Source organism: Syntrophothermus sp. (genome assembly GCF_013314835.1).
Lineage (GTDB): Bacteria > Bacillota > Syntrophomonadia > Syntrophomonadales > Syntrophothermaceae > Syntrophothermus > Syntrophothermus lipocalidus.
In genome coordinates this window covers 42,149-66,050 of record NZ_JABUEX010000012.1, presented here as the reverse complement: position 1 = coordinate 66,050, position 23,902 = coordinate 42,149, and the positions used below count along the sequence as shown (strand labels likewise).

25 protein-coding genes and 1 pseudogene are annotated in these 23,902 nt (G+C 46.3%); 17 read left to right on the top strand and 9 right to left on the bottom strand.

Annotated elements, in window-relative coordinates; translation table 11 throughout:
* Positions 1-112 precede the first annotated feature (112 nt).
* Together HPY90_RS05835 and istA are read right to left on the bottom strand one after the other, a co-directional pair.
* On the bottom strand, positions 113-469 hold the full coding sequence (locus HPY90_RS05835; protein WP_287192246.1) for an ATP-binding protein: 357 nt from the start codon (positions 467-469) through the stop codon (positions 113-115).
* A complete protein-coding gene (gene istA, locus HPY90_RS05830; RefSeq protein WP_287192243.1) occupies positions 466-1,950 on the bottom strand; it encodes an IS21 family transposase in 1,485 nt (494 codons plus the stop codon). The genes HPY90_RS05835 and istA overlap by 4 nt, the downstream gene beginning before the upstream one ends.
* A 128-nt stretch (positions 1,951-2,078) precedes the next feature.
* On the opposite strand from istA, the gene HPY90_RS05825 reads away from it, so the two are divergent.
* The 5 genes from HPY90_RS05825 (at position 2,079) to HPY90_RS05805 (ending at position 5,424) form a co-directional block, all read left to right on the top strand.
* Positions 2,079-2,582, top strand: a complete 504-nt coding sequence (locus tag HPY90_RS05825) for a DnaJ domain-containing protein (protein ID WP_287192241.1) — start codon at positions 2,079-2,081, stop codon at positions 2,580-2,582.
* A 49-nt stretch (positions 2,583-2,631) separates the two neighbouring features.
* Positions 2,632-3,411, top strand: coding sequence for a ribonuclease HI (gene rnhA, locus HPY90_RS05820; protein ID WP_287192238.1), 780 nt, complete (start codon positions 2,632-2,634; stop codon positions 3,409-3,411).
* Positions 3,412-3,633: 222 nt separating this feature from the next.
* Positions 3,634-4,257, top strand: a complete 624-nt coding sequence (locus HPY90_RS05815; RefSeq protein WP_287192235.1) for a tyrosine-type recombinase/integrase — start codon at positions 3,634-3,636, stop codon at positions 4,255-4,257.
* The gene (locus HPY90_RS05810) at positions 4,250-5,104 is read left to right on the top strand and encodes a hypothetical protein (RefSeq protein WP_287192232.1); all 855 of its coding nucleotides are present in this window, start codon (positions 4,250-4,252) and stop codon (positions 5,102-5,104) included. Before HPY90_RS05815 ends, HPY90_RS05810 begins: the two co-directional genes overlap by 8 nt.
* A 20-nt stretch (positions 5,105-5,124) precedes the next feature.
* On the top strand, positions 5,125-5,424 hold the full coding sequence (locus tag HPY90_RS05805) for a PDDEXK family nuclease (RefSeq protein WP_287192229.1): 300 nt from the start codon (positions 5,125-5,127) through the stop codon (positions 5,422-5,424).
* 213 nt (positions 5,425-5,637) lie between these two features.
* Here HPY90_RS05805 and HPY90_RS05800 read toward each other — a convergent pair whose 3' ends face one another.
* Together HPY90_RS05800 and tnpA are read right to left on the bottom strand one after the other, a co-directional pair.
* On the bottom strand, positions 5,638-6,708 hold the full coding sequence (locus tag HPY90_RS05800) for an RNA-guided endonuclease InsQ/TnpB family protein (protein ID WP_287192226.1): 1,071 nt from the start codon (positions 6,706-6,708) through the stop codon (positions 5,638-5,640).
* Positions 6,680-7,105, bottom strand: a complete 426-nt coding sequence (tnpA, locus tag HPY90_RS05795) for an IS200/IS605 family transposase (protein ID WP_287192224.1) — start codon at positions 7,103-7,105, stop codon at positions 6,680-6,682. The genes HPY90_RS05800 and tnpA overlap by 29 nt, the downstream gene beginning before the upstream one ends.
* Before the next feature lie 408 nt (positions 7,106-7,513).
* On the opposite strand from tnpA, the gene HPY90_RS05790 reads away from it, so the two are divergent.
* From HPY90_RS05790 to HPY90_RS05765, 6 genes are all read left to right on the top strand, one after another.
* Positions 7,514-8,224 carry a thermonuclease family protein gene (locus tag HPY90_RS05790; RefSeq protein WP_287192222.1) on the top strand — a complete coding sequence of 237 codons (711 nt, stop codon included), beginning with the start codon at positions 7,514-7,516 and terminating at the stop codon, positions 8,222-8,224.
* 16 nt (positions 8,225-8,240) lie between these two features.
* Complete coding sequence (locus tag HPY90_RS05785) at positions 8,241-9,206, top strand: nuclease-related domain-containing protein (RefSeq protein ID WP_287192220.1); 966 nt, start codon at positions 8,241-8,243, stop codon at positions 9,204-9,206.
* Between the two features lie 7 nt (positions 9,207-9,213).
* Positions 9,214-9,504 carry a hypothetical protein gene (locus HPY90_RS05780; RefSeq protein WP_287192218.1) on the top strand — a complete coding sequence of 97 codons (291 nt, stop codon included), beginning with the start codon at positions 9,214-9,216 and terminating at the stop codon, positions 9,502-9,504.
* Positions 9,476-10,273 (top strand): AcrVA2 family anti-CRISPR protein, encoded by a 798-nt coding sequence (locus HPY90_RS05775; protein ID WP_287192217.1) that lies wholly within the window; start codon positions 9,476-9,478, stop codon positions 10,271-10,273. The genes HPY90_RS05780 and HPY90_RS05775 overlap by 29 nt, the downstream gene beginning before the upstream one ends.
* 87 nt (positions 10,274-10,360) lie before the next feature.
* Entirely contained in the window at positions 10,361-12,214 is a 1,854-nt protein-coding gene (locus tag HPY90_RS05770) for a site-specific DNA-methyltransferase (protein ID WP_287192215.1), read from the top strand.
* A 13-nt stretch (positions 12,215-12,227) separates the two neighbouring features.
* Complete coding sequence (locus HPY90_RS05765; protein ID WP_287192213.1) at positions 12,228-14,849, top strand: restriction endonuclease; 2,622 nt, start codon at positions 12,228-12,230, stop codon at positions 14,847-14,849.
* 13 nt (positions 14,850-14,862) lie between these two features.
* Here HPY90_RS05765 and HPY90_RS05760 read toward each other — a convergent pair whose 3' ends face one another.
* Entirely contained in the window at positions 14,863-15,528 is a 666-nt protein-coding gene (locus HPY90_RS05760; RefSeq protein ID WP_287192212.1) for an SOS response-associated peptidase, read from the bottom strand.
* A gap of 115 nt (positions 15,529-15,643) precedes the next feature.
* Between HPY90_RS05760 and dinB the strand changes: the two genes are divergently transcribed.
* The 5 genes and pseudogenes from dinB (at position 15,644) to HPY90_RS05745 (ending at position 18,704) form a co-directional block, all read left to right on the top strand.
* Positions 15,644-16,828, top strand: a complete 1,185-nt coding sequence (gene dinB / locus HPY90_RS05755; protein WP_287192210.1) for a DNA polymerase IV — start codon at positions 15,644-15,646, stop codon at positions 16,826-16,828.
* Entirely contained in the window at positions 16,818-17,108 is a 291-nt protein-coding gene (locus HPY90_RS05750) for a hypothetical protein (RefSeq protein WP_287192208.1), read from the top strand. Before dinB ends, HPY90_RS05750 begins: the two co-directional genes overlap by 11 nt.
* Positions 17,108-17,218 (top strand): annotated as a pseudogene (locus HPY90_RS16105) (LexA family protein); the annotation flags it as partial. The gene HPY90_RS05750 and the pseudogene HPY90_RS16105, both read left to right, overlap by 1 nt.
* A gap of 7 nt (positions 17,219-17,225) precedes the next feature.
* Positions 17,226-17,384 carry a hypothetical protein gene (locus HPY90_RS16100; protein WP_353733640.1) on the top strand — a complete coding sequence of 53 codons (159 nt, stop codon included), beginning with the start codon at positions 17,226-17,228 and terminating at the stop codon, positions 17,382-17,384.
* 447 nt (positions 17,385-17,831) lie between these two features.
* Complete coding sequence (locus HPY90_RS05745) at positions 17,832-18,704, top strand: tyrosine-type recombinase/integrase (RefSeq protein WP_287192251.1); 873 nt, start codon at positions 17,832-17,834, stop codon at positions 18,702-18,704.
* A gap of 251 nt (positions 18,705-18,955) precedes the next feature.
* Here HPY90_RS05745 and HPY90_RS05740 read toward each other — a convergent pair whose 3' ends face one another.
* Positions 18,956-20,338 carry a zinc ribbon domain-containing protein gene (locus HPY90_RS05740; RefSeq protein WP_287192206.1) on the bottom strand — a complete coding sequence of 461 codons (1,383 nt, stop codon included), beginning with the start codon at positions 20,336-20,338 and terminating at the stop codon, positions 18,956-18,958.
* A gap of 120 nt (positions 20,339-20,458) precedes the next feature.
* On the opposite strand from HPY90_RS05740, the gene hepT reads away from it, so the two are divergent.
* Positions 20,459-20,782, top strand: coding sequence for a type VII toxin-antitoxin system HepT family RNase toxin (gene hepT / locus HPY90_RS05735; protein ID WP_287192249.1), 324 nt, complete (start codon positions 20,459-20,461; stop codon positions 20,780-20,782).
* Between the two features lie 28 nt (positions 20,783-20,810).
* On the opposite strand, the gene HPY90_RS05730 is transcribed toward hepT, so the two are convergent.
* From HPY90_RS05730 to HPY90_RS05720, 3 genes are read right to left on the bottom strand one after another with little or no spacing between them, the layout of a single operon-like run.
* Positions 20,811-21,713, bottom strand: a complete 903-nt coding sequence (locus HPY90_RS05730; RefSeq protein WP_287192204.1) for a ParB/RepB/Spo0J family partition protein — start codon at positions 21,711-21,713, stop codon at positions 20,811-20,813.
* A complete protein-coding gene (locus HPY90_RS05725) occupies positions 21,710-22,498 on the bottom strand; it encodes a ParA family protein (protein ID WP_287192202.1) in 789 nt (262 codons plus the stop codon). The genes HPY90_RS05730 and HPY90_RS05725 overlap by 4 nt, the downstream gene beginning before the upstream one ends.
* Before the next feature lie 49 nt (positions 22,499-22,547).
* Positions 22,548-23,630, bottom strand: a complete 1,083-nt coding sequence (locus HPY90_RS05720) for a hypothetical protein (RefSeq protein WP_287192200.1) — start codon at positions 23,628-23,630, stop codon at positions 22,548-22,550.
* Between the last annotated feature and the right edge of the window lie 272 nt (positions 23,631-23,902).

The window sequence follows — 23,902 nt, the reverse complement described above, 5'->3', positions numbered from 1 at the left end:
GACCTGCTGAGCTGGTTACAGAAGATCTGCCAATAGCCTCTTATTTATGTCAAGTAAATAGGGCATAAATAGGCTCATTGCTTGTTTGTGCCCATCAACTTGACATAAGCAATTACTTTGCATAATTGCCAACGCCTGGCGGGCCTAAGAAAATTACGTTTTCTTTTTTCTCAATGAAGTCCAAAGAACTTAAGGCGATAATTTCTTTTTCCCGTAATGACGGCTGAAAGCTAAAGTCAAATTCCTCCAGTGTTTTAATATAGGGAAAGCGGGCTTTGTTAATTTTGGTCTTGACTGTTCCGTCGTTTTTCCGCTTTAACTCCTCTTCCAAGAGCAAGGAGAGGTATTCTTGATAAGACAAGTTGTTTTGCGAAGCCTTTTCCGTAATCTCCTGGTAATGAGTGAGTATGCCCTTTAGTTTTAATGCCTGCAGTTGGCTTTCCAGGTAACTGGTTAGTTTATTGCTCATAAATTTGCCGCCTCGCTTTCACCCAGGGCATAACAGGCAAGGTCACGCTTGATTTTTACCGCCGGTAAGCACAAATTTGCTGGGTCATAATCCAGAGCAAGCGGAGCAAATTCATTTTTCTCCAGCAGCCGTTTAATACTGTTTTTATGATAAGAGCCGATCTTTAGGCATTCTGTGATAGCTGCAACAATATCCTCCGTGGTATAGATGCTTTGATAACCCAGGATTTCTGCCAGGTGCCAGTAAATATTGGCCCCTGTCTTTTGGCGCAGTCCCTCCAGATACATCCGCCCGGGCTCACCAAAAGTGCTGACAAACTTCTCGACCAGGGCAGAACGTCTACCAGTTTTTCTTTCCTGGTATTGACAGTTGATAGCTTCATGTTCAGGGTGAACAGGACGGCTGGGTTGTTTTTGCAGGTAAAGATCGAGTTCGTCCAGTAGTGTTCCTGCTTCGTCATATAATTTCATGCGTCGGCCATAGATGATTTCTATCAACACCGTCTTGGTGCAGTAGCGCATGGGTACAGGGTAAAGATTGCCATGATAAGAAATATAACCGTCATTACTCACTTTTCTGGGCTCTTTGTGTTGGAGCAAAGCCGGATCAACAGAGGGTATCTTTAGAAGCTGCGCCTTTTCCTCCTGAAACATTTGCTCCGGTGGCCGTCTTAACTTACTGTGTGGTCTGTGGTTGTATTCCTCCATGAACTTATTAAGTCTAATAGCAAAATCATTTAAGCTATCCACTTCAAGCCCGCGCAGCAGCTGCTCTTGAACGTAGTAAAAGGGGCGTTCCGCTTTGCCCTTGGTTCTGGGACGGTAATTTTCACAGGCTGACGGCTGAATCCCATACAACCCGCAGAATTTCAAAAACTCGTCATTGTAACGGATGATACCGTCTTTCTGGTGGGTGATCACCATTTGTTTGGCATTATCCATTACCAACTCTTTGGCATAGCCGCCAAAAAAGGTAAAGGCGTCAGCCAGGGCTCGGATTACATCGGCAGTGGTTATGCTTAGGGAGAAGGTATAATACTTCATGCGGCTGTAAGATAAGACTACTTCGTGAAGATATATCTTCACCGGCTTGCCGTTAACCGGCAAAATCCACTCCTTCCAGTCGTATTGCATCTGTTCGCCTGGACCGGTTTCTACCCGGGTGGTGGCTGATTTTAGAGCATCATCAGTTTGTTTTAAAGTCCGTAAAAAGCGGTGGACACTGGATAATGAGCCGGTATAGCCTTTTAACACCAGTTCTTTGTATATTCTCGTACCGATATACCCCTTATCCAGCATGGCACGGATTTCTTCCCGGTACCGATCAAGTTGTCTGGTATATTCCCGGGCATTAAACCGGGGTGGATTAGTATCTCTCAGGTACTTTCTGACAGTATTCCTTGATACCCCCACTGTCTTGGCTATTTTCCTGATGCTGACTCCCTGGGCATGCAATGCTTTGATGCGTTGCCATTTGTACATACTTACCACCTCTTTTGCATCCCCCTTTCGAGGGAGATTTTATCATAAGGCGGATCACTTTTAATTGACGATAGGGGGTCAATTCTATTTTACGATCTACAAGATGGCATTTTAAGGAGTGGTGTCATTTGCGTAAAAAAAGATATGATTCGGCCGATAAATATGCGCAAAAGCTTGCTAGAGTCATGGAGCGCCTTGGGGTTGAAAGTTACGACTTTAATTGGGATCGCTGGGGCTGCTGGATAGTCTTCAGCTACAAAGGCGAGTTATACCGATTTGAACACAGCGTTGAGAAAGCGAGATCACGCGGTATTGATCTTCATTATGGTTCGGACGCTTTTGCCCAAGTTGTTCTTTCCCTTGAAGACCTGGCCCGTATGGTAGAAAGGGGTATATATGATCTTTCCACCTGGGTAGTCGGTATGAAGTACCTTCCATCGCCTGTAGAGATACCATCATTCTTTCGGTTTCTAGGATTCACAGAAATACCAACAAGTCAGGAAGAAGTCAAAGAAAGTTATCGTCGGTTGGCTAAAATAATGCATCCTGATAAAGGCGGTACAAAAGAAGACTTTCTAGCGCTTCAAGAAGCGTTAGAGCAGGCTATGAAATATTTAACCAAAACTCAATAGATTGGACAAACTCTGTCATAGACTCATACAAAAAAGGAAGAGGAAAATCATGGACATGATAGCTGTCCGGTACCTTAAATTACACAAAGGAGACATGCTCTGCTTTTGCCAGGTCGTGCTGGGGCTGGAGCCAAACCCGGTTAATCTGGCAGCAGCCGATGAGTATATCCAGTCGCTGAAAGCACGCGGTTTGCTTGATCTTGATGAAGAAAAAAGCGAATACATCGTCTACTGCGACGGCTTGTGTGAGCCGAACCCGGGGGGGATCGCCACCTGGGGCTTTATAATTAAGCAAGGCAAAAAAACCCTCCACCAATCATGCGGCACAGCAGCCATAGGAAAGGAAGCCACCAACAACGTCGCCGAGTATACGGCCCTGATTAACGCGCTGGAGCATCTTAACTCCAGCGGGATAACAGGAAAAATAATCGTCAAGACCGACAGCCAGCTGATGGCCAACCAGCTGAACGGCACATACGCGGTCCGCAGTAAGCGGATCATCCCGCTCTACCAGAAAGCCCGAGCGTTAATGAAAAAGCTCAATGCTAGAATCGTCTGGATACCGCGCGAAAAGAATGCCGATGCCGACGCGCTTTCTGTTAAAGCCTACTGTCAGGAGCTGGAGAAAAGCCGGCTGGAAAAAGCCAAAACCATCACCGACATTATTAAAACAGGCCCATACGAATATATCATCAACGGCAAATACACCGTCAAGCTAAACAGCCGCCCGTTTTGTACCTGTCCGGACTTTGCCCGCCACTCCGGACGGTTCCCGATCAGGTGCAAACATATCCTGGCAGCGCTAGAATATCAAGCTGAAGGAAGATAACAATGCACTACACGTTCAACGACGCCTTATCTGATTTTTGCCGGGACATACAACTTAAAGACACGTCGCTGGCAAGCTACGTCAAGGAGTTAAAAAACTTCCGCTCCTATCTTGACCGGATAGGGGTAGGGGAAGAAGTAAACCACATCACCCGGTCGCACATCATGTCTTATGTGAACGAAAAAAAAAACCAACACCACGAAAGCGCGGACCATTTCAATTTTGCGGACGTTCTTCAACTACCTGTACTTCAACGGCAAAACGGTAGAAGCTCTGATGTACGGTGTAAAGCGTCCGCGGGCAGAAAACGAGACGGAAGAAGCCGAATTTTTGAGCCGGGCGGACCAGAAACGCCTGCTTATGATCAGGACATCGCTGGATCCGCATTTAGCCGTGCGCGACCGGGCGATCATCCTGCTGTGCCTGGACGCCGGCCTGCGGTTGATGGAAGTCCAGCACTTGACATGGGATGATGTTGACCTGGATGCAAAGAAGGTGAAACTGAAAGACCGGGAAGTTCCATTTAGCGGCCGTCTGGCAGACGCCCTGCAGGAGCTAAAGATATACTCCACATCGCTGTATGTAGCGGCCAACCAGGACACCGGCAAACCTTTGTCGCCTGCCAGCATCACCCGTATTGTCAAAACCGCAGGTGAACTCGCAGGAATTGCTGACTTAAACTGCAACCGCCTGCGGCAGAATCATGGCCTTGAACTTGCAAAGAAAGGGATTGCCATTGAGGAAATAGGGAAATTAATGGGTATCAGCGCAAGACGAGCTGAATGGTATTACCAGGAAGCACGGAGAGCCGGGAAAAAGAAAGAAAGGGGAACAAATAGTGGCTGATTCCAAAAAGTTTTACAGATTAGGGAAAGAAGTACTGGCCAGACATTTCTTCAATCACAACCAAAAAAGTGAACACTTTCTGGTCGATTGGCAGTCGAACTGGGAATTTGATCGAATAATCGAAGTTGGTATCGAAGCGGTCCGCGGAAGAAACAGCAGCCGCTGGAGGATTGCCACGATCGAGCTGCCAGCAGACACGCCGCAGGACGACATCGACGACATCCTCAATTGCCACTGGTATGTGTTCGACCAAAACAGCATGAACAGGAAGTGTCCGCCGGTAATTGCTACCTGGAATTTTAACAATGGTTTCTGGGTTGCCGTTTGCGAACCGCCAACAGACGAAAAACAGGTGCCGTTTGCCGCGCAGATAGCAGAAATGCCGCCAACAGCCAACACCGAATGGCAGGGCATCAATCTGATCAAAGTTCTGCGGGTGCTGGGCCCCGGGATTTGCACTGCTGTTACAGAAAATGAGTTGCTCAAGTTCGACATTTTAGAAAACGGCGTTTTTGCTCATCAGTCCTTCGATCCGCAGACAGGCAAAAACCCTGGCCGTCCGGCTGATGTGGAAATACTGGTTAAACTGCAAAAACTGCTGAGTTCAGCAGAGCAGACCGGGATTATTGTCAGGTCTTTCTGCAAAGAAACAATTTGTATACGCGACTACAACTCCACTATTGTTCGCACGCTGGTGAAAGAAATTCGCGGTTTCACGGTCACCAGGGTCGATAACGGCATATACGCATGCAGAAAATTAACACCTGAAGAAGTATACACAGTTTTTAACACAGACGCCGTTACTGGCAAGCGCCTGCGTCCACCGCGCGATGTGCGCTATTTCTAAACAAACGAAAGGATGGTTGGATGGCAAGAAACGGCAGAAGCATCAAAATAAAAGGCACCAGAGCGGAACGGGAAATCGCCAAACTGCTGGGCGGCAAACGGATCCCGTTGAGCGGCTCGGCTGGCGAACTAAAAGGCGACTTAACCGTGCCCGGCCTGGGGCTGGGGGAAGTGAAACGACGCAAAGATAGTTTCAAAGAGTTATACAAGTGGCTGGAAGGCAGGGACTTTCTGGCATTAAGGGCGGACCGCAAGCCCTGGCTGGTAGTCCTGCCTGCAGAAAAGTTAAAGGAGCTGATGAAACTTGCTGGTTCCTGCTGAAGCGTCTCTTGCGCCGATCAAACCTTTCGACAGCCCAAAAGACGCTCTTGTTTTTGTGCTGAACACTGTTTTAACCGCCCGTGAAGCCTCCCCCGCCTTCGCTTTCGCTTAGAGGCGGGAGCTTCCTGGTTCATTGACCGCAGCCACAAGGGTCTCACGCAATCTCCGCAGGCGTAAGTTCGGGTGCTTCCATCCCTACTGAAAACCTTAAACTTAACTCGCCCTTTGCAGGATGACCATTGCCGAAACCACATCCCGATCTGCAATCAACCCGCATTCAGGACAATTATGTACCCGGATGCTTAAATCCTTGGGTACATGAGCGCCGCATATGCAGGTTTGGGAAGTGCCGCCAGGTGGGACTTTAACAAATTTCTTGCCGTATTTAAGACACTTGTATTCCAGATAACTAATGAATTTCCCCCATCCGGCATCGGCAATACTCTTGCTTAAATGATGGTTCTTAATCATGTTTTTAACCGACAAGCCCTCTACGGCAATCAAATCGTACTTTTGGACTATACCATAAGAGGTCTTATGCAGGAAATCTTTGCGCTGGTTGGCTATCTTGTCATGCAGCCTGGTTACTTTAGCTTTAGCTTTCTCCCGGTTATTTGAACCTTTCTTTTTGCGAGAAAACTGTCTTTGTAACCTGGCTAATTTCCTCTCGGACTTGTGGAAGTATTTCGGATTGTCGATTTTAGTGCCGTCAGAAAGCACGGCGAAGGTTAAAAGCCCTACATCAATGCCGACTTTGTTAACGATTTCTACAGCCTCGGCTTCTTGTATCTCCGAAGTCAGGTTGACGTACCATTTGCCGTTGTGGTATTTCACGTTGATCCGGTTTACCTTTCCTGAGTCAAATTCAAAATGGGCTTTCATCTTGACATACCCTATCTTGGGCAAGTAAATATAACCAGGCTTTTTAAAATGATCTTGCTTGTCCGCCTGCGGATAAGTGAACGAGCGGTAATGTACCTGGTCCTTGTAGTGAGGATACCCGGCCAGACCACCGAAAAACCGTTCAAAGGCGTTGTCCAGCCTCTGAAGACAGTCCTGTAGGACTTGGGCGTTGACCTGTTTGTATTCCGGCAATTCTTTCTTTAACGCCGGCAGTTCATTTTTTTGTACGGTACAAGAAGGTGGCTTGCCTCTTTGCCGGTAACAAATTTCTCTTTGCTTCAGGGCGGCGTTATATAGCCTCCGGCAAAGCGCGAGAGTTTGAAACAGCTTCTGCTCTTGTTCTTTAGTTGGCTCAATGTGAAACCGATGTACGACGATCATTTTTCTCACCCTGGGATTCGATGTATTTTTCAATCACTTCAATTGGTGCTCCCCCCGTGGTCAAAAGGCAAAAACTGCGGGACCAGAAATACTCTTTCCAGAGATATTTCCTTATTTCTGGGAACTCCTTTTTGATCAGCCGGGATGATGCACTCTTGAAAGCGTTGATATATTTCGACAGGGCGCTGTTGGGGTGGGCGCTGAAGAGGATATGCACATGGTCGCGGTCGTGGTTAAATTCCAAGAACGTGATGTTGTAACTCGGAGCTATGTATTCTCCGATTTCCTTAATGCGTGTGGCTACCTGATCGTTGATAACCTTACGGCGGTACTTAATTACCAGGACAAGGTGATATGTCAGCTTAAACACTGAATGATAATTGCTATCCAGTTTCATTGCTACACCAATACTTTCGCTAATAGGTTACTGATTATATTTTACAACAATTTTTGGCAGATTGCAACAAAATTGCCGGGCGCAAGCCCGGCCGCCCATTCACCACCCGCCTAAAAAGGTGGGAGTCCTCTGGGCGGATTTTGATAGACGAGAAAATTCACGGATACTATCAAAGACGAGTTATCAGATACATAGAAGAGAAAAAATGTGTCAAATGCGGGAAACAACTGGGCGAGGGCTACGATAAGAAAACCTGCCCCAAGTGCCTGGAACAGAACCGGCTGCACATGAGAAAAAGCGATTCATCTGTCCCGAAAAATCCAAACAGGAAGGAGAATACTTAAATGTTCAAGAAACCTAGCATATATCTTCTGCTATTCGTTTTGATGATGTTCCTGCTCGGCTGCGGTGGAGCTGGCACAGCGGAAACTCCAAAAGAACCGACCACCAAAGACGCAAACAGCACAGGCAAAAGCCGGACAAAATACCGAAAACGCAGTCAAAGTCACGCCGGCAGCCGTCACCAGCGTGGCCGACGGCGACACTCTGCACGTTAAAATAAACGGGAAAGACGAAAAGGTGCGGCTGATCGGCGTCAACACGCCGGAGATCGCCCATCCGGAACTGGGGATCAAAGAACAAACCTACGGGAAGGAAGCAGCCGCCTACACGCAGAAAAGGTTAACTGGCAAACAGGTCTACCTGGAGTTGGATGTCGGCGAGCGGGACAAGTACGGCCGCATCCTGGCCTACGTCTGGCTGGACCAACCGAAAAGCGGCAGCGAAGCCGAAGTGCGGGCGAAGATGTACAACGCCGAACTGCTACTTAACGGCTACGCCCAGGTGATGACCGTTCCGCCCAACGTGAAGTATGCAGATATGTTCGTCAAGTTTCAGCGCGAAGCGAAAGAAGCAGGCAAGGGTTTGTGGGGAGCGGCTGTCCCTGGCACCAAAACAACAAGCTCTGGAAAATACATAGGCAACTCCAGCTCGAAGAAATTTCACCTGCCCAATTGCGAGTGGGCGCAGAAGATCAGCCCGCAGAACCGGGAGGAGTTTTCTTCGCGGGCTGAAGCAGTAAACGCAGGCTATGAGCCGTGCAAGGTGTGCCGGCCGTAAAATGTAGGTGGTCCATATGGCAAGGTTGATGCGACAAAAAAGGGAAATCAAAGAGCTATTCAGAGAAAAAATTATGGAGAAGGTTAACAGAGAAAAAGAAAATTTCAAGCAGAGGGTAAGCGAAGAATTGCCCTCCTGGTTATCCTGGGCAACCAAACCATTGGCCGGTATTGTTTTCGATTTACGGCATAACAGCGACATTGAAAAAGGGGATACAGGCGAAAGCAAGGCAATTCTGGGCTTTTGGACTATACTGCCAAAGGAATGGATATTGATAAATGATGTTGTATTAGAACCCGAACCCGAAGAATTTGCCCAAATTGATCATGTACTTATAGGGCCCCCAGGCGTGTTTTTAATTGAAACCAAAACCTGGGACGGCGCTTTCCAGGGTCACAAAGACAAATGGAAACGCAAGCAAGGTAATACATGGGTGCGTTGCGGCAGCCCAACCCAGCAAAATGAACGCCATGCCAGACTATTCAAAAAGTGGATGGAAGACCATAAACTTTATCCTGCTGCATCAGAACAGATATTATTTCCTGTTGTGCTTTTCACCCATGCAAAATGGCTCAGGGTCGAAGACTGCTCAATGCCGGTTTTTGACAGTGTGATTGCTCTTTCCCTGTATATCCGGAGCAAAACAAAAGTAAACGTTCTAAGCCTCGATCAGATCGATAATATTGCCGACGCTATTATCAATGCTAAACCATTTACAACAATTCAATCCGAACTACCCGAGCCCAAAGAAAACAACACCGATACCGATAACAAAATACAGGTACAATCAGGAAAAACAAAAAACGGCCGTTTATTCGTAAAAATATTGGGGAACGAAGAAGAGGCACGCCAGGTTTGGGAACGTTATAAAGAAGAAGGGAAAAATCCCGGTCAGCTCAGCGTTGATAAGTTTTCGCCAAATGCATGGTTCTTTTATTATACAGATTCACCTGTGCTCTCCAAAAAACCAGAAAAGGAGTAATCCTCAAATGCTCCCAGCGGAACTTTTGCGCAAATACAGCCAGTCTTTCCCCAAAGCCTGGAAAATAATCGAAGACATGAGGCGTGGTCGCGGAAAAGAACTCCCTTTCTGGCCGGACTGGTGCTACTGTCCGATCGCCGGGGCGCTGGCGATTGTCACCGAAGGGTCGTCGGGTATTGGCTGCCAAGAATTTATAAAAATGCAGGAGTATCCGCCGGCGGTGCTGACTGCCCTGGCTGCCTGGCGCCGGACAAAAGGAGTGTACCGTTTTGTACCGTTTCGACGAGTCACTCTTTAACGATCTCTGCAGCACTCCGCTGGAAGGAAACCTGCCTTCGGAAATCTTCCTGCAACTTCCTGAGTGGTGCGTATACATCCAGACGCCTGGTCTTTCCTGGGCAGATCGGTCTGTTGACGGTGTGTTTATCAGTCTGGAATACGACCCAAACGATTTCCGGCAGGAACTCCGGTTTGTCTTTGTCTGCCCCGATCTTGTTTGTTTTCCGTTTGCCATCCACCTTGGTCCGTGGGACCTTGATGAGTCTATCCGGCGAATGGTTGCCGAAAGCGAACGTAATGTCGACATATTCTCTGGAACTAGGGAAGCAGTCGATGATTTATACAACAGTATAGAGCAGATCAAAACCGCCCTGGTGCCGGTAATCAATCTCGTTTTATATATTTGCTCGGCGAACGCCGACTTTAACGGTCCGCGGCCGCAGCACCCAGCTGCCAGACAGCCCAAAAAGAAGAAAGACACCGCCGCAGACGAGGTCCGAGTCTGGGACGTTGGCATTCGGGTAGGCGCAGCGATGCGGAAGTATGCTGAAGCGCAAAAGACAAATCGTGAAGCTGGCGTAAGTGAAGGCCGGACGCACTCCAGCCCGCGGCCGCACGTCCGCCGGGCGCACTGGCACCACTTTTGGACCGGGCCGAAGGCGGAGCCTGAAAAACGCCAATTGATCCTCAAGTGGCTGCCGCCGATCCCGGTAAACATTGATGACATAGATACGTTGCCGATAACTCTTATTCCATTAAAGCCAAAACAAGAAAAAGATAAAGAATAATCTAGCCAAAAATAAACAAACAGGTAAACTAAAATTAGAGAATATACTAACACATCATAAAATCTCTTGCACATGGAGGCGCATTTAATGTTAAAGCCAGAACATATAAGCAGGGAATCATTTAATTTAATTCAGGAACGGTGCCAAAAACTAAAAGAATTATTTCCCGAAGTTTTTACCGAAGAAAAGATAGACCTTACCAAATTGCGAGCTACTCTCGGTGATTTAGTAGACGACCGCCCAGAACGCTATCTTTTCACCTGGGCAGGAAAGACGGAAGCTATAAAAAGCCTACAAACTTCCAGTTGGGCTACCCTGATTCCATGTCCTGAGGAGTCTATTGACTTTGAGAAGGCAAATCATATTTTCATTGAAGGAGAGAACCTGGAGGTTTTGAAACTGCTTTTGAAGCCGTATTTTGGCCGTGTAAAGACGATATACATAGACCCTCCGTATAACAGAGGTGGAGAATTTATTTATCACGATGATTATAAACAACCTCTTGATGCATATTTAAAACAAACCGGTCAAATAGACGGGAACGGCAATCACATGACCAGTAAATTAGAAACTAATGGGCGTTATCATTCGACTTGGCTTTCAATGATGTATCCCAGATTGTTTTTAGCTCGTCAACTTTTACGCGAGGATGGTGTCATTTTTATCAGCATAGACGATAATGAGGTTCATAATTTGCGTATGCTGATGAACGAGGTATTTGGAGAAGAAAATTTTATTGCAAGTATCGTATGGCAAAAAAAGCAATCGCCGCAAAATGACGCAACCTATTTTTCCGATATGCATGATTACATTTTAGTTTATGCAAGAAGAGCTAAAACTACTAAAGATGACCCAATAGGTTGGTCGAGAAGGTTGCTACCACGTACTGAAGAACAAAACACTCGGTATAGCAATCCTGATAACGACTCCCGTGGTCCTTGGACTTCTAGTGATTTATCAGCCAAAACCTATTCTGCTGCTTACGACTACCCAATAACTACTCCTTCTGGGAGAGTTGTTTACCCCCCAGAAGGAAGAAGTTGGAGTATTCCACAAGAAACTTTTCGTGAACTTGTGGTCGATAACCGTATTTGGTTTGGTCCTGAAGGAAATAATGTTCCTAGGTTAAAAAGATTTTTAGCCGAAGTACAGGAAGGAGTTGTACCTGTAACTTGGTGGACTCGTAAAGAATATGGTGATAATCAAGAAGCAAAACAAGAATTAAAAAAAATCATGGAAGGCGTAGAGACTGTTTTTGATACTCCTAAACCTGTTCGTTTGCTAAAGCGAATACTTCAACTTTCAACTAATCCGGAAGGTCACGATATTGTTCTCGACTTTTTTGCGGGTTCGTGTTCAATTGCACAAGCGGTATTAGAACTTAATTTGGAGGATAAAGGAAATCGAAAGTTTATTTGTGTTCAAATCCCTGAACCTACTGGAAACCCGAGCTTTCCCACAATTGCTAGTATTAGCAAAGAACGCATCCGCCGGGTTATTCGCGGCTATGGTGATGACCCAAAACCAATGGAAGGCGTGGGCTTCAAAGTCTTTAAACTGGCTCCCTCCAACTTCAAGCAATGGGAGGATTATACCGGCAACAATCCCGACGAATACCTGGAACAACTATCATTATTCCAGACTACCTTAGTAGATGGTTACCGCAATATTGACGTTATATACGAAGTGATACTCAAAGAGGGTTACGACCTAAATTCCCAGATTGAACAGGTAGAAAATGTTACCGGAAACACCGTCTTTCGCATTACAGACCCAGTTCGTGACCAGTTTTTCTACCTTTGCCTGGATAAACAGATACACTTAGAGGCCCTTGAACCTCTTTCCCTTAAAGAAGATGACCTGTTTATCTGTCTGGATACAGCTCTGGACGACACTACAAAGGCGAATTTGGCCCTTCAATGCCGCCTGAAGACTATATAACGGGGGTGGCTCGATGAAGTTCAAATTTGATGCTAATCAAGATTATCAATTAAGGGCAATTGAAGCTGTTACCAGGTTATTTGAAGGACATAAATTCGTAAGTTCGGACCTTGGTTTCGAGATGGGCGGTTTGCCGGCTGTTCCAAATAGGTTAGAAATTAGCGAAGCTTTTTTGTTGGACAACCTCAAAAAAGTGCAGCAAGCCAATGGAATTCCAGCAGATAGCGAGCTTAAATACATAGAGGGGGAGATTCAAACAGCCAGTGGTTTGCAGGTAGTTTGCTTCCCCAATTTTTCTGTGGAGATGGAAACGGGAACAGGTAAGACCTACGTTTATCTGCGAACCTTGCTGGAACTAAACAAGCAGTATGGCTTTCTTAAGTTTATTATTGTCGTGCCGTCTGTAGCTATTCGGGAGGGCGTTCTCAAAACCCTGAAGATTACCGAGCAGCATTTTAGGGAGCTGTATCATAACCAACCTTACCGCTACTACGAATACCAATCTGAAAATTTAAGCCAGGTACGTCAATTTTCTCTGAGCAACCAGGTTGAAATTATGGTGATGACAATTGATTCTTTTAACAAGGATTCTAATGTCATCAATCAGGCAACCGACCGGCTTCAGGGGGAAACGCCAATCTATTTGATTCAAGCTACCCGGCCCATTTTAATCTTAGATGAACCACAAAACATGGAAAGCGACATTGCCAGGTCAGCACTGACCCGGTTAAACCCATTGTTTGCCTTGCGTTATAGTGCCACCCATCGTAACCCGTATAACCCGGTTTACCGGCTTACTCCAGCCCAGGCATATCAGGAAGGTCTTGTTAAACGCATTGAAGTTGCCTCTGTTATTGAGGAGAACAATTACAACCATGTTTTTGTCCAACTGGAAGAAATCCACGTCCAGAAAAGCCGTATTAGCGCCAAGGTTAAAGTGCATAAGCAGATGGCAAATGGGACCGTAAAAGAAGCAACTGTTACGGTTAAACCCGGCGACAACCTGAAAGACAAAACAGGCCGGCAGGAGTATGAATCATTTGTAGTAGAAGAGATAAACCCGGGGACCAGTACTATTGTTTTCAGCAACGGCGTGGAGATGAAAACAGGTGAAGCCCGGGGAGACAACCGGGAGGCTATTTTCCGGGCGCAAATAGCCTATACTATCGAACAACACTTCCGCACTCAGCGCCGCCTGCGGGACCAGGGAATTAAAGTTCTCTCTTTGTTTTTCATCGACCGGGTGGAGAATTATTTGTCACCTGACGGTATCATTCGCCGTCTCTTCGTCGAAGAGTTTAACCGGCTTAAGGTAAAGTATAGGGAATGGGAAGACGTTGACCCGGAAGCGGTGCAGGGCAGTTATTTCTCTGAATATAAGACCGAAAAATCAATGGAAAACGATAAAGCTGTTTTTGATTTGATTATGCGCGACAAGGAACGGCTTTTGTCATTTAGTGAGCCTACCCGTTTCATCTTTTCTCATTCCGCCCTTAGAGAAGGCTGGGATAACCCCAACGTATTTATTATTTGCACTTTGAACCAAACAGCTTCTAACATCAAGAAGCGACAGGAAATAGGCCGGGGCGTGCGCCTTGCTGTAAATCAGGAAGGCGAGCGGATAAGGGATGAGCAGGTTAACATACTTACTGTTGTTGCCAACGAGAGTTACAAAGACTATGTGTCCAAGTTGCAAACGGAATACCTGGAAGAGTACGGTCCTGGAGATGTCCCGCCGCCTCCACCGGATGCACGGAAAAAGGGAATTGCCAGGCTGCGTAAGGAATATATGCTCACACCGGAATTCAAAGAGCTTTGGGAAAAGATTAAACATAAAACCTGCTATGCTGTTAAGGTCGATACAAAGCGGTTAATTGACGACTGTGTGAAAGAATTAGATAAGGCCGTTATCCGTTCTCCGCAGATTGTGATTCAAAAGGCGCAGGTGGATATGATTGATGAAACCAATATCCAGGCCCGCTATATCGGCGGCGGCGCGGCAGAAGACTTGAGTGGCCGTTACCCGCTGCCAAACATAGTAGAATGGATTAAGGATGAGACAAAGCTTACGCGTCCCACTGTCCTGGAAATTCTCAGAAGGACGAAACAAAAGGATGCGGCTGTTAAAAACCCGCATGAGTTTGCCATAACTGTAATTCGGATTATCAAAGAAAAGCTCGCCGACCATTTGGTGAACGGCATTCAATACACCAAAATTAACGATTATTACATGATGGAGCTGTTCCAAGACATTGAAAAGAATCAGCAATATCTTATCCCGGCAGAAAAATCTATATACGACCATGTTATTTATGAATCTGACATAGAAAAACAGTTTGCCAAAGGGCTAGAACAGAGAAAAGATGTAAAGCTTTACGTCAAACTTCCAGGTTGGTTCACGGTACCAACCCCCGTTGGTGATTATAACCCTGACTGGGCTATAGTTGTAGAAGAAAAAAATCAGTTTGACGAAATAGAAAAAAGACTTTATCTCGTCAGAGAAACAAAAGGAACTTCAAACCGTAACGAGCTTACTCCCAAAGAACGGCGTAAAGTAGACTGTGGGGAAAAACATTTTGAAACTCTAGGAGTGAACTATAAGATAGCTAACAACATAGACGAATTATTGCCTTAAAGTTCTGTCACTACTACTGCACAATAGCAACACATCTCGGATCATCAACCACCGGCGAGTTGACCAGCGGGCTCACTTTATATGCTTTCAGCTGGCCGGCGTAAGGCACAAGCAGCCGTTTCAATTCAACAGCGTTCCGGTAGTTCAGCCACAGTGCCTGCATTTCTTCATCGGCCAGGATTGCCGGCATCCGTTCGTGGATCGAGACCATATCACCGCTGGCTTCAACGGTGATAACACTGAACGAATCTACTTTGATACCGGTTGGTGATACCCACGAATCCCAGATCCCTGCGAAGGCAAACAACTTTCTGTCTGGAAGGACTATTCTGAAAGGTATTTTCTTATTCCCATCGTCTTTTTTCCATTCAAAGAAGCCGTCGGCAGGGACCAGACAGCGCTGGCGAAGAAATGACTCCCTGAATGCCGGTTTTTTATCAATTGTTTCCGCTCTGGCGTTGATCAGTTTGTTCCCGATGGAAACGTCTTTCGCCCAGCGAGGGATCAGACCCCACCGCATCATAGTAATTTTGCGTTCCCTAGCGGTGCCAGAAATAACAGGTACCGGCTGGCCGGGCGCAATATTGTAACGCGGCTGGTGCTCAATCTCGCTCACGTCAACATGAAAATGGTCCGCGATCGTTTCGCGGTCAGCCGTTAAAGTAAACCTTCCGCACACCAATAAAACCTCCCTAACAACCCATTTCCTGTTAATATTATAACCCATCCCATTGATCCGCACAAATGTTCGTTATATAATAATTTTACCAGAACGTGTGTACGGGGTGTTTGCTGTGGCCCGCTCAATCCTGCTCTGCGACCTGAACGCTTTTTTCGCCTCTGTGCACCAGTCCCTGGAGCCCGAGCTGAAAGGGAAACCGGTGATCGTCACCGGCGACCCCGACAAGCGACGGGGGATCGTCATCGCGGCCTCATACGAAGCGAAGAAATACGGCGTGAAAACCGGGATGCTGGTCTCCGAGGCGAAAGGTGCCTGTCCCCAGGGGATATTCCGCGTCTCTGACTACCCTAAATATGTCCAGTATTCCACCCGTGTCCTGGCGATTTTCCGTGAATTCACTCCCCTGGTCGAACCGTTTTCTATTGATGAAGCCTTTCTGGATGTAACCGGCTGCGAGAAGCTGTTCGGCCCGCCGGTGGAGATTGCCAGGAAAATAAAACAGCAGATCCGCGAGGAACTGGACATCACCTGCAGCATCGGGATCGCGCCGAACAAACTGCTGGCCAAAATGGCAGCCGAGTTGCAAAAACCCGACGGCCTGACGGTCTTAACGATGGAGGACGTGCCGACAAAACTCTGGCCGCTGCCGGTACGGGAGCTGTTCGGGGTGGGGCCGCGCTACGAACGGCACCTCAAAAACATGGGCATTACCACCATTGGAACGCTGGCCAGGACATCAAAAGAGAAACTGCACCGGCGGTTCGGCATGTATGGAGAAATCCTCTGGTATTGTGCCAATGGGATCGACCACAGCCCGGTTGACCCAAACACCCTGGATGAATACAAAAACATGGGCAACCAGATCACCCTGCCCCGGGATTACGTCGGAGAAGAAGTCCTGGTCCCGCTCCTGGAGCTATCCGAGTACGTGGCCGCCCGGGCCCGGGAACACGGCTACAAGGGAAGGACGGTGGCAATAACCCTGCGCGACTCCAACCTGGCTTTTCTGCGCCGGGTTAAAACCCTGCCGCATTACACTGATTTGGCGGCAGACATATATGAGGCGGCAGTTTACCTGTGGCGAAAGCACTGGTCACCTGGTTGGCGGGTACGGATGGTCGGGGTAGGGCTGGGGGAGCTGAGAAAAGAGGCGCCCGATCAACTCCAACTGTTCGTCGATCGGGAGAAGGTCCGCCGGCTTGAAGAAGCCTGCGACCGGATCAACTGTCGCTGGGGGAAAGGGACAATCATGAGGGCAAGCTCGCTGACCAGGGCTGGTGTCATAAATGAGCAGTAACAAGTTATGGGAAAGCCACCGTATAATCCTGCCCGAGATGCGGGAAAAAGCGGCCCACACCTGTGGCGAGTGCCGGTTTTTTGTTGAGATCCAGGGCCGCGAAGAAACCCGGTTTGGGTGCGTGGTCAGCATTCCCCGGTATGGGAGCCTGGAGAGAAGAGTACCACAACGTATTCACGCGCTTGATATTATACGACTTGTCGGGAAAGAAGGACTTATGAAAATCATCAGTCGTGGATGTTCATTAAGCCAAGCCTGTAGCCAATTCAGACAAAAGTAATGGAGGGATATTCCTTGGAAGGCATTTCTCCAAAGCAATGGGCTATATTGGCCGTTATCCAGGAACACCTGAAGACAAAAGGTTACCCACCGACGATCAAGAGAAATAGGCAAAAAATTGGGGCTACGATCTACGGCTACAACATTTTTGCTTCTCAGGCAGTTGGAAGACTTAGGCTACATTCAAAGAGATCCTAGCATTCCACGCGGAATAAGGATATTGCGCTATTATCAACCAACTTTAATCAATGCTAATGATGTTCCTTATAATTTTTAATCTCGCACAATATAACATCGACAGGATTATCAATAGTGCCCATGCCATGCTCTTCGTAAAACCTTACAGCTTCCTGCTTTTCTTTGAAAAAAGTGATTATGCAATCTAGTTGATTTTGAGATTCGTTCATGATTTCACTGCAATAACCCTTATTTTCACCTCAAATTGTCTACATATAGTGTGATTTGTTAGAATTGACTACTATAAACAGCGCGTGAGATCATAAAAAGGTACTTTTTGCAGTGGAATCTTTTATAAGTTATTTTTATACTCAATATATAAACTAAACGCATAATGGTCATTATGTATTGACTTGCCTCCCAGCTGTGTTAAACTGAAGATAGAAGCTCAATATGCCGCCGGGCAAGAATTATCAAGGCTTCGGCGGCTATTTTTATCACTTGCCGGGGAGGTAACAAAAAAGTGTCGGATCCTACCAAAAACTCAATGTATAATCTTTTTGCCCCATTTTTGCTCTCCCTCCACTCTGCGGGTATGAGTAAAAACACCATCAAGAACTACCAGATCGATCTGGAACATTTCGCCCAATGGTATCTGGAAACAATCGGGGAAGAAGCCACGCCTGACCGGATCACCAGTTTGGACCTTGCCGAATACCAGCAGTACCTTGCGACTCGCGACTTTAAGCCCGCTTCGATCAACCGCCGGATGGCGGCACTCAGGAAATATCTCAAATGGGCGGCAGAGGAAAACATAATCAAGCAGGTGCCAAAATTCCCCAAAGGCGTGTCTAGGGTTAAACTTGCGCCCAGGGCTCTTAAACGAAATGAAATGAACGCTCTCCTGCGCGCGGTCATGCAGGAAGGCAACAAACGGGATCTGGCAATTATAATGACCTTGATGTACTGCGGCCTGCGGGTCAGCGAGTTGGTGTCGTTGAAGATTAGCGATCTCGAACTTAAAGAAAGAGCAGGTAAAATAACTGTGCGGGGCAAGGGTAACAAGACACGAGAAGTCCCTGTGCCCCACGAAGTGCGCGAAGCCCTGCGCGACTACCTGACCGAAAGAAAAGACAGATACCAGGAGCTGTTCTTAGGCCAGCGCGGGCCGTTAACCGTGCTTGGTGTACAGCAGATGTTGAAGAAATATGCTTACGCCGCCAAAATTGAAAACTTAAGTCCGCACGTCCTGCGGCACACCTGCGCAACATACTACCTGAACAAAGGGATGGATTTGGTCAAAGTGGCCGCACTGTTGGGGCACAAAAACCTGAACACTACTATGGTCTACACCAGCCCGAGTTTCGACGACCTGGCCTGGGCGATGGAAGGGAAGACCAGAGAGGAAGGTAATCGATGATGCAATATTTACTTAGAACAAAAATTGGCCAACTGGGTGAGTATATTCTTGACGTGAATCCTCCCTCCAATAAATTGGAGGGCATCCATCCATAGGCACGGGCGAAGCCTCGGCATCCGGCAGCGGGGCTGCCACCCAGGCTTGCCTGACCCCTTAGGCTGGACGGGTTCCTGGATTCCCGGACACCAACTGGGAACGTCGTCCCGGCGGCGACCCCTCCCTTTCGGGAGCCGCAGGCTTTCGCAAAATAGTTAAGCGATTTTTTGTCGCAACCGCTTTTCCTCCCGGATGAACCAGGCCCTCCCGATATTAATGGCGGCGTTTATATGGCTGTTGTGCAGAGTATCGCAGTTCTTGCACTTCAGAACGCTGCCATTACGCACAGTTTCCAGTGAACCGCACAAAGAGCACCGGTTGCTGGTGTCCCTCGGAGGAACAAGGGCAACCAGTATGCCCCGCGCTTTCGCCTTGTACATGGTGTACTTAATCACCCTCCGGTGCAGCCAGTAACCAACCTTCTGGCGCATCCTGGCCGAACCGTGCTTGTTTCTGTCCGGCCTGAAGCGTTTCAAATTCTCGAAGACGATGACCCCCGCACCCCACTCCACAGCAAGATCAACCAGTCGTTTGCTCAAGTGGTGGGCGTAATTGTCGTTCGCCGCGTGAACCTTACGCCAGAGTTTCTTGCAGGGCCGGTGACCCTTCGGGACTATCCCCAGACCGCTCACGTTCCGGGCAATGAGCCCCAGCAGATGGTGGACATCTGTCGTATTACACGCCGCCAGGCCGATGTGCCTGACTTTGTGAACCGTACCGTCCTTGCCCACTAGGGCGCACACCGCCCGGTTCTTGCGGCCCAGGTTCAAGTCCACGGCCAGCACCTTCGGGTTCTTGGACAGGTAGTAATCGGCAAACTTAATGACGTTGGTTTTTTTCTCGAAAGCGGTCACCAGGTAGAAGATGCCCTCTTTTTCGTAAATGGAAGGCACGGTCATCTCCCAAGAATCATCCAGATGGAGCTTTCGAGAGTGACTGGTGGGCTTCACCTCCACGGTGATGAACCGCCAGTCACTACCGTCCCAGACTTTCAGCTGGATGGTGTTAGTTTTCAGCGAAAGGTTTTTAAAATCGCCCTTGTAAAAGGTTATATCAACGTTCCCCGCCGCAGGGTACTTTGGCGGGCGCTCATCGAAAGATATTGGCTTTTTGCCTTCGGCGACACGCCTTTCGTTTCTGGCCTTCATCCTTTCTTTTTTCCTGAGCCACCGCTGGTAGTTGGAATACCAACTCTTCGCCATCCCGATAGCTTTGGCGATGATCGCCCGGCGCAAATATGCGGGAAACTTAGGACAAACAGTATCTATCGGATAAAGCGGGTTGGGGTTGCCGCCGAACTTTTCTCCAGTCTTCCTATTCGTGCGGGGTTCGGTCCTGACGGTCAGTTTTTCCAGCGCCCTCGTGCCGGAATTCCTGTCCCATTCGGGCAGCTTATCAAGGTTGTCGTGAATGACGTTCAGGTAAAAGCCCAAAACTGCCCGGTAGATTTCTTCCGTCTGCCGGATCATCTCAGGAGTGCCGGTAATAAATCTCTTAATACGCTGTCTGCTTGAAATTACGTTTTTGAGCACGGGCATTTTCTTCACCTACCATAGTTTTATTGTACCATGGTAGAAATTACGAAAACAAGTGTTCTTAAAAATCTGGCCGCCTTGACTCCCCATTAAAATGGGAAGGATGCGGCGGCTAACTTCTCAATAGATGAGTTTCAAGCAGATAAAAAATTACGCCGTTATGTTGAACGGACGCTGCAACTAGCAATCGAAACTTGCCTGGATATTGGAAGTCATATGATTTCTGAAAACAACTGGCGGGAGCCTGATAATAACAAGGATATATTTACCGTCATGGTAGAAAATGGTGTTTTGTCACAGGACTTGTTGCCTGCTTTTGAAGAAATTGTTGAGCTCTATGATGTTCTTCTTCAATGCACCCCGGTCAATCCCGAACTTATTTTTAAAGCAGTGAAAGAATGGTTGGGGAATTTACAGGAATTTACCCGTACCGTTTGCGAAAAATAGCTGCCGCGAGGTGTTCCGGCCGGAACACCTACCCATCACCTTCAAGGGGTGTTCCGGCCGGAACGGTCATTTCTTCTTCTCTTATCTTTTTGATAACTTCTTCGAGAAATGCTATCCTTTCTTCGGGTGTTTCGCAGTTGAAAATTCTTAGTTTCCTTCGATCTGACACTCCTCCAACCTTATATGTTTTCTCAAAGTCTTTACTCCTATTTTTTATTTCATGAATCAGCCTTGTTGTATGTGTTAATGAAATACCTAATTGTGCAGCAATCTCACGATACGATTTGTTCTGATCTAACAGGCTCTTTATTACAGCCTTCTTTTCGTTTATATCCAGGTCTTCACGCGCAGTATTTTCTGCAACTGCCATTATTTTCATTTCATCCTCAGATATATTTTTTATTACTGCTTCAATAAAACTCTCACCTAATATTTTATGAGCTGCCAATCTCCTTTCTCCAGCAATTAAATAATATCTTTGCCCATAAGGCCGAACCACTATCGGTTGAATTAATCCTAATACTTTTATTGAAGCAGCCAATGCGAGCAAACGTGCAACTTTTGGATTGATCAGGTTGTTGCCAAATTTGATTATATTTTCATCTTTATCTCCAACCAGGTTCTTAATTTTTTCAATGCTCTTTGCTTCAGTTACGTCATAAATCATTATTTCCGGATTAGGATACTTGCGTTTGAGATAATCCCACACTAAACTAGCTTCCTCTATCGGTATATTTTTCCTGGGTTGATAAGGATTTGGAATGATATCACCAATTGGTATTTTTTTTGTCTCATCATAGTTATGAATTTCTTTTTCGGTTATCCTTTCAACGTCTTTCTGTGTCTCTTCTTCATCATACAATAAGTTATCATCAAAATTTGCCGTATCCGGACTGCCAAGGCTAATAAAATTCTTTTTTATTTTACTCAATTTAGTTCAGCCTCCTTTATAAATTCATAGTATGCATTTACTAAATGATTGTTGGGCTCAACTAATACAGCTGGTTTTCCGTAATAAGCAGGCATGCTCGAAAATAGTGTTGTACGTGGAATTAATGTTTTAAAAAGCCTGATATCGTTTGCAGTTTTCTTTAATTCATCAATAGACTGGTTACATATTCTCACACGTGAATCATACATGGTACCTAAAATGCCCATAACTTCGAGATCAAGCTTTTGATGTTTTATGAACATCTTTATGTTCTCAATCATCTTCAAAGTCGATCTTATGGGAAGGTAGTCTGTTTGAAAAACCACTAAAGCTTTATTTGAAGCTACCAGTGCGTTGCCTTGCGCTAAACCAAGCGAAGGTGGCGTATCAATGACAATATAATCATAGGTATCCCTAATTGGTGCAATACCATCCCGCAACAAACAAAAAGGGTTAGGATATTTTTCATTTAATTTCGTCAATACTTCAAATTCTAATCCAGTCATATCATCGTTGGCTGGCATTATGTAAAGGTTTTCTATTTCTGTTGTAAATATCGCTGCGTTAGCTGTTTTGATTTTATTTTTATTAACCATTACGTCAAAGGTAGTGATTTTAAATTTATCCGGGTCAAAACCGAATGTAAGACTTGCCGAACCCTGGTGGTCTACGTCAATGAGTAGAACTTTTTTAGACTGCTGGCTTAATATTGCGGCAATGCTGGTAGCGGTGACTGTTTTGCCTACACCTCCTTTGTTGGCAAGAACAGAAATAACGACTGCCATTAATAAAACCCCCAATCGTGCACTATTTGCTATTTTGATACATGATTCTTTATCTTAAGTAAGATTTCCTGTAATCTAAACTGTTCTCTTTGACAAATTTATTTTTTTTGTATTGGTAAATATATTTTGGAGTATATACAATTCCTCTAAGAGCAGCAGAACGCAACGCAGCAATTGGACTAACCAGGTTTGAAAAGTTAGGTAGGCTTTTAATAACACAGAGAATAGTTGCGGCACCCTCGCGGCCGCGGCCAAGGTCAACCAGCAGCTTAACAATATCTTTTCTTTCAAAGTGATAACCCAGCTTTTTTGCTTCATCAAGAATCGGCATTACAACACGGTCGATTTCCTTGTTTATGTCAGAGAGCAGATTTTTGTATCCCTTGTTCTTAATTTCAAGCTCGAAAAGGGCTTTAAGATTATCATTGTCTTGGGCAGGATAGTAAAGAGCAGAGAATAACCAGCACAGGTTCTCAATTCTTTTGATTCTCTGGTTGTCTATGTTAACAGTGTTACTTTGTTTGCTTACATGAGTAATATTACCTTTTATACATAAATGATCTAAGTTACTACGTGTCGTATTTTGGGATACCTTATAAGGTGAACAATTATCATCAACCTTGTCATGTGTAATCATGCGGTGCAGATTCTGCCAGTGAGGATGGAGTTCCAAAAGATCATCCGGCCCCAAGAGGGGGATACAGTTCCGAATGATTATTAACGGGGTAAGTTCGCGTTTACCTACGACGTAACGGAAACGAAGGATGAAGTGATAGTCTTCTAGTAATTCCAGCCAGGTACGTATCTTTGTAAATGATACTCCTAAAATATCTGCGAGTTGTCTAACACTCATTCTTACCATGTAGTTTTCATGAAGATCGAGCAACAGTTCATAAAGGGAAACTGGTCCCATGCCGATCTTTTGTTCCCATATTCTGAGGTATTTAGTGTCAGTGGTTGTACCATTTGGAGCTGTGGGAAACTTAATCTCTAATACTTCCTGGCCTCTGTAAAGAGTGTTTTCTCTGTAATACTTGTCTGCAATTGAAAACATAGTCAAAGCGGCTCCTTTCAAGAAAATTTTCTTGCATTTTGCTTTGCCGCTTGCTAGAATGGATTTAGGCAAGAGCAAAGCTAGCCCTCGTGATCGTAGGGGTTTGCGGGGCCTAGATCACGGAGCGGTACGGCTTCTTTTTTTTGTCTTTTTTATTTAAATGTGTGGTTTTGGCTTAAGTTTTGTATTTACAAACCACACAAAATTTGGTATCATAAATAATGTCAATAGGATGCCCGGGATAACAGAAGGTGCCAATTTCGTTATCCTGAAAGGGAGCGGTATATTTGATTTCTCATCGCCCTGGTGGTGCCAACACCAGGGCCGATTTCGTTTAAGACGCTTAAAAA